Below are 11,222 nucleotides of genomic sequence, written 5' to 3'. Positions count from 1 at the left end.
GGAGATTACAGGTTATTGAAGATACGGTTTTCTTGTTCCTGCACACGGATAAACGTGGTGCGCTTGGTCAGCTCTTTCAGGCGTGAAGCCCCAACGTATGTACAAGCTGAACGCAGACCGCCTAAAATATCACGCGCGGTATTTTCAACCGGACCACGCAGCGGCAGCTTAACGGTTTTACCTTCTGCAGCGCGATATTCTGCAACGCCGCCAACGTGGCGTTTCATCGCAGACTCGGAGCTCATGCCGTAGAACAGCATAAATTTCTCGCCGTTCTCTTCTACAATGCGACCACCACTCTCTTCGTGGCCTGCCAGCATACCGCCGAGCATCACGAAATCAGCACCGCCGCCAAAAGCTTTCGCGACATCGCCCGGTGTGGTGCAGCCACCATCGCTGACGATCATCCCGCCCAGACCGTGCGCAGCATCGGCACATTCGATTACCGCAGAAAGTTGCGGATAACCGACGCCTGTTTTGACGCGAGTTGTACAGACAGAACCTGGGCCAATACCAACTTTAACGATATCGGCACCGGAGAGGATAAGCTCCTCACACATTTCACCAGTCACTACGTTGCCAGCACAAATGGTTTTGGTCGGCCACGCTTCACGCGCTTTCGCAACGAACTGCACGAAGTGTTCGGAATAACCATTCGCCACGTCAATACAAACGAAGTTTAATTCCGGGTTCAGGTCGAGAATTTGTTTGGTTTTTTCGAAATCCGCATCAGACGTGCCGGTAGAAACCATCACATGTTTCAGCACATCAGCGGAAGAATTGTTGATAAACGCTTGCCACTCTTCGACAGAATAGTGTTTATGCACAGCGGTAAGAATATCAAAAGAAGCCAGCGCAGAGGCCATGGAAAAAGTGCCTACGGTGTCCATATTCGCGGCGATAATCGGCACGCCGGACCAGCTCTGACCTGAATGTTTGAAGGTGAATTGACGCTCCAGTTCAACATCGGAACGACTTTTAAGAGTAGAACGTTTAGGACGGATGAGGACGTCTTTAAAACCTAACTTCAGATCTTCTTCAATACGCATGTGCGGATTCCTGGGGTTAATGGCTATAAGGATAAGAGCGCAACTCCAGTGACGCTATCATACGCACTAATCGATGTGGCGCAAGACTGCGAAATTGTCTTTTTTTACGCTACAATCCCATAAATTTACCTGGTAAATAATGAGCGAACGTTCCATCAATTTCGCTTTTGTACGCTCATTTTTAACGTTTTGATAATCATGATGAATTCCCGGGAATATAAATTATGAGGTATATAGTTGCCTTAACGGGAGGCATTGGCAGTGGCAAGAGTACCGTTGCAAATGCGTTTGCAGACCTCGGAATTAACGTCATTGATGCCGATATTATTGCGCGTCAAGTGGTTGAACCAGGTGCACCTGCACTACGTGCCATTGCTGAACACTTTGGCGCTGACATGATTGCTGCTGATGGCTCATTGCAGCGCCGGGTCTTGCGCGAGCGGATCTTCGCCAACCCGGAAGAGAAAAACTGGCTTAACGCCCTGCTGCATCCGCTGATTCAGCAGGAGACGCAACGTCAGATCCAGCAGGCAACTTCCCCCTATATACTGTGGGTTGTGCCATTGCTGGTAGAAAACTCACTGTATAAAAAAGCGAATCGTGTGCTGGTGGTGGATGTCAGCCCAGAAACGCAACTTAAGCGTACCATGCAGCGCGATGATGTTACTCGCGAGCATGTCGAACAAATTCTTGCTGCCCAGGCAACGCGCGAAGCCCGTCTTGCCGTGGCAGATGACGTCATTGATAATAACGGCGCACCGGATGCTATTGCATCGGATGTTGCCCGCCTGCACGCACACTATTTGCAGCTTGCGTCGCAGTTTGTCTCACAGGAAAAACCGTAATGCAGACCCAGGTCCTTTTTGAACATCCACTAAATGAAAAAATGCGTACATGGCTGCGCATTGAGTTTTTAATTCAACAACTCACCGTAAATTTACCCATCGTTGACTACGCTGGCGCTCTGCATTTCTTCCGTAATGTCAGTGAATTGCTGGATGTTTTCGAGCGCGGAGAAGTGCGCACTGAGCTATTGAAAGAGCTTGACCGCCAGCAACGTAAACTCCAGACCTGGATTGGCGTGCCAGGCGTTGATCAGAGCCGTATTGAAGCATTAATTCAGCAGTTAAAAGCAGCGGGTAGCGTGTTGATTTCTGCGCCGCGTATCGGGCAATTTCTGCGTGAAGACAGGCTGATTGCCTTAGTGCGTCAGCGTCTGAGCATACCTGGCGGCTGTTGTAGCTTTGATTTGCCCACTTTGCATATTTGGCTACATTTACCCCAGTCACAGCGTGACAGCCAGGTAGAAACCTGGATTGCCAGCCTGGACCCGCTCACCCAGGCACTTACCATGGTGCTGGATCTGATTCGCCAGTCGGCTCCTTTTCGTAAACAAACCAGCCTGAACGGTTTTTATCAGGATAATGGCGAAGACGCTGATCTGCTGCGGCTGAATCTGGCGCTTGATTCACAGCTTTATCCGCAAATTTCCGGTCATAAAAGCCGTTTTGCGATTCGTTTTATGCCGCTGGACAGTGAAAATGGTCTGGTGCCAGAGCGCCTGGATTTTGAACTGGCTTGCTGCTAAGGAGTTACGATGTCAGAAACTATTACGGTGAATTGCCCAACCTGCGGGAAAACTGTGGTGTGGGGTGAAATCAGCCCGTTTCGGCCATTTTGTTGCAAACGTTGTCAGTTGATCGACCTCGGAGAATGGGCTGCTGAAGAAAAACGAATCCCCAGCAGCGGCGATCTTTCTGAGAGTGATGACTGGAGCGAAGAGCCAAAGCAGTAACATTTTGTCTGATGCCGCACGTAGGCCTGATAAGACGCGCCAGCGTCGCATCAGGCATCTTGTGCAAATGTCGGATGCGGCGTGACGCCTTATCCGACCTACAGACGCTTAAGCTTCGCAATTACCGGTTCATTGGCTGGAGGAAAATCATCGGCATTAAGACCGACTAGCGACATCCACTCACCGGGTTGCCCTTCTTTACCCCACGGCTCCCCTTCCCAACCTTCGACCAGCCAGAACCACAGAGTGATATGCCTGTCCGGGAATTCATATTCCAGTTTTTCAAATAGCGAAAAATGTTGTGGGGTAATCCCGACTTCTTCCTGAAGTTCACGCACCACCGCTTGTTCCGGTGTTTCGCCCATTTCAATTTTACCGCCAGGAAACTCCAGCTTATTCGCCATGTGCGCATCTGCGGCACGACGAGTAATAAAAATTTCGTTGTTTTTATTGCGAATGATACCCACCGCAATTTGCAGCTTTTTCATTGTCTTAAACCTATAAAAAAGGCGCAGAATCCTGCGCCTTTTATGTCAACTGTTAGCTTTTATTGCAGGCGACCATGGCACTGCTTATATTTTTTACCAGAACCGCACGGGCAAGGATCGTTACGTCCTACTTTGCGCTCGCCAGTTTGCGCCGCCAGCGCAGCTGCGGCTGCAGAGTCGTCATCCTGATGGCTAAGCTGCTGCATTTGCGCTAAACGCTCGGCTTCCATACGACGCTGTTGTTCCAGCTCTTCAACTTCTTCCGGCATACGCACCTGGACTTTGCTCAGCGTGCTGATAACTTCATATTTCAGCGATTCCAGCATCGCTGCAAACATGGAGAACGATTCACGTTTGTATTCCTGCTTCGGATCTTTCTGCGCATAGCCACGCAGGTGGATACCCTGACGCAGATAATCCATCGCCGCCAAGTGCTCTTTCCACAGGGAGTCGAGCGTTTGCAACATCACGCCTTTCTCGAAGTGACGCATCATCTCAGCGCCAACCACTTCTTCTTTACGCTGATACACTTCAATGGATTGCGTCAGAATACGTTCACGCAGCGTCTCTTCATGCAGTTCAGGCTCTTTGTCCAGCCACTCGGCAATCGGCAAATCGAGGTTGAAATCGTTTTTCAGACGTTCCTGCAGACCCGGAATATCCCACATTTCTTCCAGTGACTGTGGCGGAATGTAAGCATCGATGGTCGCTTTGAACACATCTTCACGAATGCTGTTGATGGTTTCGCTCACATCGCTGACATCCAGCAGTTCGTTACGCTGGGAGTAAATGGCGCGACGCTGGTCGTTAGCCACGTCATCATATTCCAGCAGTTGCTTACGAATATCGAAGTTACGGCTTTCAACTTTACGCTGGGCGTTAGCAATCGCTTTGGTCACCCACGGGTGCTCAATGGCTTCGCCTGGTTTCATCCCGAGTTTACGCATCATGCCGGAAACGCGATCAGAGGCGAAAATACGCATCAGCGCATCTTCCATCGACAGGTAGAAACGGGAAGAACCGGCATCCCCCTGACGACCAGAACGACCGCGCAGCTGGTTATCGATACGACGAGATTCGTGACGTTCGGTGCCGATGATATGCAGACCACCTGCCGCCAGTACTGCGTCGTGACGCACCTGCCAGTCGGCTTTGATTTTTTCAATTTGCTCTGCGGTCGGGTTTTCCAGCGCGGCAACTTCTGCCTGCCAGCTACCACCGAGCACAATGTCAGTACCTCGACCCGCCATGTTGGTCGCGATAGTCACCGCAGCCGGATAACCTGCCTGAGCAACAATCGCCGCCTCGTTGGCGTGGAATTTGGCGTTCAGGACGTTATGTTTGATACCGGCTTTAGTCAGCTCGTTTGACACCAGCTCCGATTTTTCAATGGAAATAGTCCCCACCAGCACCGGCTGGCCTTTCGCGGTACGTTCTTTGATATCTTCGATAATTGCCTGAATTTTTTCTGCTTCGGTCATGTAGACCAGGTCTGGCAGATCTTTACGAATCATCGGACGGTTAGTCGGAACGACTACGGTATCCAGCTTGTAAATTGAGCTGAATTCGAATGCTTCGGTATCAGCAGTACCGGTCATCCCCGCCAGTTTTTCATACAGGCGGAAGTAGTTCTGGAAGGTGATAGAAGCCAGCGTCTGGTTTTCGTTCTGGATCTGCACACCTTCTTTGGCTTCAACAGCCTGGTGCAGACCATCGGACCAGCGACGCCCCTGCATGGTACGACCGGTGTGTTCGTCAACGATGATAACTTCGCCATCTTTAACGATGTAATCGACGTCGCGGGTAAACAGTGCATGAGCGCGCAGCGCCGCCGTTACGTGGTGCATCAGCATGATGTTGGCCGGAGAGTACAGTGACTCACCTTCCGCCATGATGCCTTCTTTCACCAGCAGTTCTTCAATCAGTACCAAACCACGTTCGGTCAGGTTCACCTGGCGAGATTTTTCATCAACCGAGAAGTGGCCTTCGCCCTGGAAGGTTTCGGAGTCTTCTTTTTCCTGACGGATCAGGTGCGGAATGATTTTGTTCACTCGCTTATACATTTCCGAGCTGTCTTCTGCCGGGCCGGAAATGATCAGCGGTGTACGCGCTTCATCGATCAGGATGGAGTCCACTTCATCCACCAGCGCATAGTGCAGTTTACGCTGTACACGTTCTTCAGGGCTGAACGCCATGTTGTCGCGCAGGTAGTCAAAGCCGTATTCGTTGTTCGTACCGTAAGTGATGTCAGCTGCGTAAGCTTCGCGCTTTGCCGGTGCTGGCATGCCCGGCAGGTTGATACCGACAGTCAGGCCAAGGAATTCAAACAGCGGACGGTTGTTTTCGGCGTCACGTTGCGCCAGGTAGTCGTTGACGGTAACTACATGCACGCCTTTACCGGTTAGTGCGTTCAGGTAAGCAGGCAGCGTTGCGGTCAGGGTTTTACCTTCACCAGTACGCATTTCCGCGATGCAACGTTCATTAAGAACCATACCGCCGAGCAACTGTACATCGAAGTGACGCATACCAAAGACGCGCTTACTTGCTTCACGCACGACTGCGAAGGCTTCCGGGATCAGATTTTCCAGCACTTCGCCTTTTTCCAGGCGCGCGCGAAACTCTGCGGTTTTTCCCTTCAACTCTTCGTCGGAGAGTTTTTCCATCTCCGGTTCCATGGCATTGATGACATTGACGACTTTGCGCATCCGGCGCAGGGTACGATCGTTACGACTACCGAAAACTTTAGTTAATAATTTGATTAGCATAATAAAATCTCAAACGCCCCGCGTTGCGGAGTTAATAAAATGAAGTAAAGGTTTATTGTTGTTAGCTGAAGCGTTGAGGGCCTGCACGGATGCCTTGCGCCAGGCTTATCCAGACGGGCGTGCTAAATGTTGTTTGCGGGGTAAAATGCGCATAATCAATGCGATAATCATTTTCAGACGGCGTGCCTTCCTGAGTCAGCAGCGCGCTGAGCGTATCCAGTAAAGCAAGATGTTGCGCCTGAAGAGGCAAAGATTCTTCGGCAACGGGCAGCGTTTGCGGCGCCATTGCGAAGGAAAGATGACGGATTACCGTGCGAATTGCGTGCTGATGCCAGTAATCAACGGAATAGTTTGAGTTCGGGCGGCGCGTGTTCGCTTCCAGCAAGGCCAACTGACTAAAGTTAACTTTGACGGAAGGCTCGTGGTTGCGAGTTGTCGCTTTTGCGGGCGCGTTCGGCTCGGCGGCATTGCTGAGCGCAGGCAAACCTAAACTCGCCGCGACCATCCCTAATAAGAGATGCGGCCAGAAGTAGCGTTTACCAAACTGTCGCCAGCGCGTCAGTATTCCACTCACGTTATTGCCATCCCGATCGTATTCAAACGTATTTAGCGCACAAATCTTATCATTAAAGCCCGAAGTCCACAGCAGGAATGAAGATGAGTTGTGCGTAAAAGTGCTTAAGAAAACAGCGTTCGCACCGTTTCTTATCGCTCTTATAAAATTCAAAAAAAAACGACTGGTTCACCTGGCCGGAGAGAGTGCCAGATTTGCCAGTCGAATTTTATACGACAGTATAAATGTCGTTATGCCAGTACTGCTGAAGGCGCTTTGAAGGCCAACGGCAGTTCTGCGTCGTCCTGGAAGGTCACATATTCCCAGGCTTCCTGTTTTGCCAGGACAGCCTGCAACAATTTGTTATTCAGTGCATGACCGGATTTATAAGCGGTAAATGCACCAATAATGTTGTGACCGCACATGAACAAGTCACCGATCGCGTCGAGCATTTTGTGACGCACAAATTCGTCTTCAAAACGCAGGCCGTCTTCGTTCAGTACGCGATAATCGTCAACAACGATGGCACAATCGAAACTGCCGCCCAGGCACAAACCACGAGACTGCAGGTATTCGATATCACGCATGAAACCGAACGTACGCGCACGGCTGATCTGGCGCATAAATGCATCAGCAGAGAAGTTCATCGCATAACGTTGATTGCTGGAATCGATAGCCGGATGGTTGAAATCGATGGTGAAATCCAGCGAAAAACCATTGTACGGCTTAAATTCAGCCCACTTATCGCCATCTTCGACACGAACAGTCTCTTTGATGCGAACAAATTTCTTGGCGCAGTTCAGCTCGTCGATACCAGCATCAAGCAGCAGGTAAACAAACGGAGCGGCACTACCGTCCATGATCGGGATTTCCGGTGCGTTAACTTCGATAACGATGTTATCGATGCCTAAGCCCGCGAGCGCAGCATTCAGGTGCTCAACGGTTGAAATCCGTACATCATGCTCGTTGACCAGACACGTACAGAGCATGGTATCACGCACAGATTTGGCATCGGCCGGAAAATCTACCGGTGGATTCAAGTCGGTGCGACGATAGATGACCCCGGTGTTGGCCGGCGCAGGGCGTAACGTCAGAGTGACTTTCTTGCCGGTATGTAAACCGACACCCGTCGCCTGAACGATACGTTTAAGTGTCCTTTGTTTGATCATCGTATTATCTCGCCAAATTACCTATCCAACCGAAGTGTACTATACATTCGGCAGGCCAGTTTAGCACAAAGAGCCTGGTAACCCAAATTCCAGCTTAATCTTAGTCAGCTTGCTTACGCAGGAAAGCAGGGATATCCAGATAATCCGGCTCTTTCGCGGTTTGCGGCGTATTGTCGTTCACCACTTTAGCTACCGGTTTCTGCTCTTGCGTCAGCGGTGCCATACCATGCTGCTGGTAACGATCCATCACTGGCTGCTGAACTTGTTTATTGGTCACCAGAGTGATTTCAGGACGTTTGTCCATGCCGATACCTGTTGCAACCACGGTTACACGCAGTTCGTCGTTCATATCCGGGTCAAGAGAAGTACCGATAACCACGGTTGCGTTATCCGAAGCAAATGCACGGATGGTGTTACCTACGGTTTCGAACTCATCCAGACGCAGGTCGAAGCCCGCCGTGATGTTAACCAGCACGCCACGCGCACCAGACAGGTCGATATCTTCCAGCAGCGGAGAAGAGATAGCCATTTCAGCCGCTTCTTCCGCACGATCTTCACCGCTCGCCACGCCAGAACCCATCATTGCGTAGCCCATTTCAGACATCACGGTACGTACGTCTGCAAAGTCCACGTTCATCAGACCCGGACGAGTAATCAGTTCGGCGATACCCTGAACTGCGCCTTTCAGCACATCGTTCGCGGCGCCAAACGCATCAAGCAGGGAAATACCGCGCCCCAGCACTTTCAGCAGTTTGTCGTTCGGGATGGTGATCAATGAGTCCACATGCTTGGACAATTCAGTGATCCCCTGCTCCGCGAAGGCCATACGCTTCTTGCCTTCAAAGTTGAAAGGCTTAGTCACGACAGCAACGGTCAGGATACCCAAATCTTTTGCCACTTCAGCAACGACCGGCGCAGCACCTGTACCAGTACCACCACCCATACCTGCTGCAATAAATACCATGTCTGCACCTTCCAGCGCCGCACGCAGTGCATCGCGATCCTCATCAGCCGCATTACGGCCAACTTCTGGATTAGCGCCAGCTCCCAGTCCTTTGGTGATACCACTACCGATCTGAATCGTCTGCCCAACCGCCGTTTTACGCAGCGCCTGTGCATCGGTATTTACCGCGAAAAATTCAACACCTTCAATGCGCTCACGCACCATGTGCTCAACAGCATTACCGCCGCCGCCGCCGACGCCGATGACTTTAATCACCGCGTCGTTGGTAAGTTCCATTGGTTCAAACATAGTTTCTCTCCGATATGTGCCTGTCGCCTGAGGCCGTAATCACCGTCGACCTCATAAAAATTAAAACTCTTTTCGCAGCCAACTATTGAGTCGCTTGATCCACGAGCCAACTGATGCTGTAACACGTTTTTCTACTTCCGCTTCACCGTTAAGATGTGACTCTTTCCCGTAGTGAAGCAATCCCACAGCCGTCGAGTAATACGGCTCCTGAGCATAATCAGTTAAACCGGTGATATTCAGCGGCGCGCCAATACGCACCTGCGTATGAAACACGCGCTGAGCGCAGGCGGCAAGTCCTTCGATCTGCGCCGCGCCACCGGTTAATACAATGCCCGCCGCCAGGTGATGTTTCACGCCTTGTTGGCGAAGCTTTTCCTGCAGCTGCAATATCTCTTCGTTGACCAGATTGAGCAACTCGGTATACCGTGGCTCAATCACCTCCGCCAGCGTCTGACGTTGCAGACTACGCGGTGGTCGCCCACCTACGCTCGGCACTTCCACGCTCTCATCTTTACCGACGATGGAACCCAACGCGCAGCCATGGCGAACTTTAATCGCTTCGGCGTCGCTTGGCGGCGTGCCAAAGGCATAGGCAATGTCGCTGGTCACCACATTGCCAGCATAAGGAATTACCTTGGTGTGGCGCAATGCCCCACCGGTATAAACGGCGATATCCATTGTACCACCACCGATATCGACGACGCAGACTCCCAATTCACGTTCGTCTTCCGTCAATACCGAATAACTTGATGCCAGTCCGGCAAATATCAGTTGGTCAACTTTCAGCCCACAACGTTCAACCGCTTTGACGATGTTTTTCGCCATATCGTTGTGACATGTGATCAGGTGCACTTTTGCCTGCATTCGCACGCCCGAAAGTCCTACCGGATTTTTGATCCCTTCCTGATAGTCAATGGCATACTCTTGCGGGATCACATGCAGCACGCGATGCTCATCACGCACACGCACCGATTTCGCAGTATGGACGACGTTTTCCACATCTTCTTGCGTCACTTCTTCTTCAGAAATGGGCACCATACCAATTTCATTCTGGCAGCTGATGTGCTTACCAGAAAGCGCCAGATATACCGAAGAGATCTGGCAATCAGCCATCAATTCTGCCTGGTCAATAGCGCGTTGTACGCATTTGACCACAGATTCGAGGTCGTTAACCCCGCCTTTATCCATACCACGTGACGGGCAGCTGCCCACACCAATGATATTGACCATACCGTCGGGCAGAACTTCCCCTACTAAAGCGGCAACCTTCGCGGTGCCGATCTCCAGTCCTACTACCAGTTTTCTGTCCGTCGCCTTGATCATTGTTGTTCTGCCTGTGCCTGATTTTGTTGCTGAGTAGATTCCTCCGGCGGCAAGGGCGCCCAGCCAACTGCCGCTCCAGAGTCATAACGCAAATCAACGTAGCTAATCCGTTTGCCATCGGTTTGCGCCTGCTGCTGTAAAACCGGATAAAGTTCTACAAAGCGAGCCAAACGTTTCATCGTATCGCCCCGGCCAAGGTTGAGCTTAATATCGTTATTCAGCGTCAACTGCCAGGAACGCCGCGCGGTCATTGCCGCTTCCTTCAGAGTAAATCTGTCCTTTGCCAGCATTTGCCCCATTTCGCGATAACCCTGCAGCACTTCATTGGCGCTGCCTTCCGGGCCATACAACATCGGGAGCACCTGCTTGCTGGTGCGATCTGGCGGCACGCTGAAGGTGTTTCCTTCGGCGTCTACCATATGTTGATCATTCCACCGCGCAATCGGCACATATTCAACCAGATGAATCTTCAATTCATCAGGCCACTGCTTTCTGACGCTCACCTGCTTAATCCACGGCAGGCGTTGTTCAATTTGCGTCTGGATGATGTTGACATCCTGAGTCATAAAAGTACCCGGCTCACCCAATGCCAGGATCGACTGCCGGATATCGTCATTACGCGTGTAATGGCGTTCACCGGTCAACACCAGCTTTGAGAGCGGCAGGCGTTGCGCATCTTCCATCCAGCCCAACACGACCCAGCCGCTCACCAACACAGTCGTTAAAACCGTCAGCAGGAAAAGTATCCCCGCCAGACGCGTTCCATTATTGCGGTGAGAAGAAATTTCTTCTTCACTGTTTCGCGTGTTCAGAGCAGCCTGCGACATA

General features: G+C 51.3%; 12 protein-coding genes. 3 read left to right on the top strand and 9 right to left on the bottom strand.

Annotated features, from left to right (window positions below):
- Window positions 1-5: 5 nt before the first annotated feature.
- Window positions 6-1,049: a GMP reductase gene (guaC, locus tag WC5_RS11365; protein WP_001217347.1), complete on the bottom strand. Its 1,044-nt coding sequence runs from the start codon at window positions 1,047-1,049 to the stop codon at window positions 6-8.
- A gap of 155 nt (window positions 1,050-1,204) precedes the next feature.
- Complete coding sequence (locus WC5_RS25555) at window positions 1,205-1,249, bottom strand: hypothetical protein (RefSeq protein WP_176241868.1); 45 nt, start codon at window positions 1,247-1,249, stop codon at window positions 1,205-1,207.
- A 24-nt stretch (window positions 1,250-1,273) separates the two neighbouring features.
- Between WC5_RS25555 and coaE the strand changes: the two genes are divergently transcribed.
- From coaE to yacG, 3 genes are read left to right on the top strand one after another with little or no spacing between them, the layout of a single operon-like run.
- Window positions 1,274-1,894, top strand: coding sequence for a dephospho-CoA kinase (gene coaE, locus WC5_RS11370; protein WP_001269534.1), 621 nt, complete (start codon window positions 1,274-1,276; stop codon window positions 1,892-1,894).
- Window positions 1,894-2,637 carry a cell division protein ZapD gene (gene zapD / locus WC5_RS11375; protein ID WP_001194741.1) on the top strand — a complete coding sequence of 248 codons (744 nt, stop codon included), beginning with the start codon at window positions 1,894-1,896 and terminating at the stop codon, window positions 2,635-2,637. The genes coaE and zapD overlap by 1 nt, the downstream gene beginning before the upstream one ends.
- 9 nt (window positions 2,638-2,646) lie before the next feature.
- Window positions 2,647-2,844: a DNA gyrase inhibitor YacG gene (gene yacG, locus WC5_RS11380; RefSeq protein ID WP_000005033.1), complete on the top strand. Its 198-nt coding sequence runs from the start codon at window positions 2,647-2,649 to the stop codon at window positions 2,842-2,844.
- Between the two features lie 98 nt (window positions 2,845-2,942).
- On the opposite strand, the gene mutT is transcribed toward yacG, so the two are convergent.
- The 7 genes from mutT to ftsQ form a co-directional block, all read right to left on the bottom strand.
- Complete coding sequence (mutT, locus tag WC5_RS11385; RefSeq protein WP_000736052.1) at window positions 2,943-3,332, bottom strand: 8-oxo-dGTP diphosphatase MutT; 390 nt, start codon at window positions 3,330-3,332, stop codon at window positions 2,943-2,945.
- Between the two features lie 59 nt (window positions 3,333-3,391).
- Window positions 3,392-6,097: a preprotein translocase subunit SecA gene (gene secA / locus WC5_RS11390; protein WP_016231575.1), complete on the bottom strand. Its 2,706-nt coding sequence runs from the start codon at window positions 6,095-6,097 to the stop codon at window positions 3,392-3,394.
- 61 nt (window positions 6,098-6,158) lie between these two features.
- Window positions 6,159-6,671: a secA translation cis-regulator SecM gene (gene secM / locus WC5_RS11395; protein WP_000014329.1), complete on the bottom strand. Its 513-nt coding sequence runs from the start codon at window positions 6,669-6,671 to the stop codon at window positions 6,159-6,161.
- A 230-nt stretch (window positions 6,672-6,901) separates the two neighbouring features.
- Window positions 6,902-7,819: a UDP-3-O-acyl-N-acetylglucosamine deacetylase gene (gene lpxC, locus WC5_RS11400; protein ID WP_000595482.1), complete on the bottom strand. Its 918-nt coding sequence runs from the start codon at window positions 7,817-7,819 to the stop codon at window positions 6,902-6,904.
- A gap of 100 nt (window positions 7,820-7,919) precedes the next feature.
- Window positions 7,920-9,071 carry a cell division protein FtsZ gene (gene ftsZ, locus WC5_RS11405; RefSeq protein WP_000462777.1) on the bottom strand — a complete coding sequence of 384 codons (1,152 nt, stop codon included), beginning with the start codon at window positions 9,069-9,071 and terminating at the stop codon, window positions 7,920-7,922.
- A gap of 60 nt (window positions 9,072-9,131) precedes the next feature.
- Window positions 9,132-10,394 (bottom strand): cell division protein FtsA, encoded by a 1,263-nt coding sequence (gene ftsA / locus WC5_RS11410; protein WP_000588474.1) that lies wholly within the window; start codon window positions 10,392-10,394, stop codon window positions 9,132-9,134.
- Entirely contained in the window at window positions 10,391-11,221 is an 831-nt protein-coding gene (ftsQ, locus tag WC5_RS11415) for a cell division protein FtsQ (protein ID WP_000075731.1), read from the bottom strand. Before ftsQ ends, ftsA begins: the two co-directional genes overlap by 4 nt.
- Between the last annotated feature and the right edge of the window lies 1 nt (window position 11,222).

This window comes from Escherichia sp. KTE114 (genome assembly GCF_000407765.1).
Classification (GTDB): Bacteria; Pseudomonadota; Gammaproteobacteria; order Enterobacterales; family Enterobacteriaceae; genus Escherichia; species Escherichia ruysiae.
Note: the sequence above shows the minus strand (reverse complement) of the source record. Positions and strands in the feature narration are given on the sequence as shown.

Bases quoted from the DNA above. Each gene is read 5' to 3' on its own strand.
- coaE (WP_001269534.1), top strand. From the start codon at position 1,274: ATGAGGTATATAGTTGCCTTAACGGGAGGCATTGGCAGTGGCAAGAGT.
- lpxC (WP_000595482.1), bottom strand. From the start codon at position 7,819: ATGATCAAACAAAGGACACTTAAACGTATCGTTCAGGCGACGGGTGTC.
- secA (WP_016231575.1), bottom strand. From the start codon at position 6,097: ATGCTAATCAAATTATTAACTAAAGTTTTCGGTAGTCGTAACGATCGT.
- yacG (WP_000005033.1), top strand. From the start codon at position 2,647: ATGTCAGAAACTATTACGGTGAATTGCCCAACCTGCGGGAAAACTGTG.
- zapD (WP_001194741.1), top strand. From the start codon at position 1,894: ATGCAGACCCAGGTCCTTTTTGAACATCCACTAAATGAAAAAATGCGT.
- guaC (WP_001217347.1), bottom strand. From the start codon at position 1,049: ATGCGTATTGAAGAAGATCTGAAGTTAGGTTTTAAAGACGTCCTCATC.
- mutT (WP_000736052.1), bottom strand. From the start codon at position 3,332: ATGAAAAAGCTGCAAATTGCGGTGGGTATCATTCGCAATAAAAACAAC.
- ftsQ (WP_000075731.1), bottom strand. From the start codon at position 11,221: ATGTCGCAGGCTGCTCTGAACACGCGAAACAGTGAAGAAGAAATTTCT.
- ftsA (WP_000588474.1), bottom strand. From the start codon at position 10,394: ATGATCAAGGCGACGGACAGAAAACTGGTAGTAGGACTGGAGATCGGC.
- ftsZ (WP_000462777.1), bottom strand. From the start codon at position 9,071: ATGTTTGAACCAATGGAACTTACCAACGACGCGGTGATTAAAGTCATC.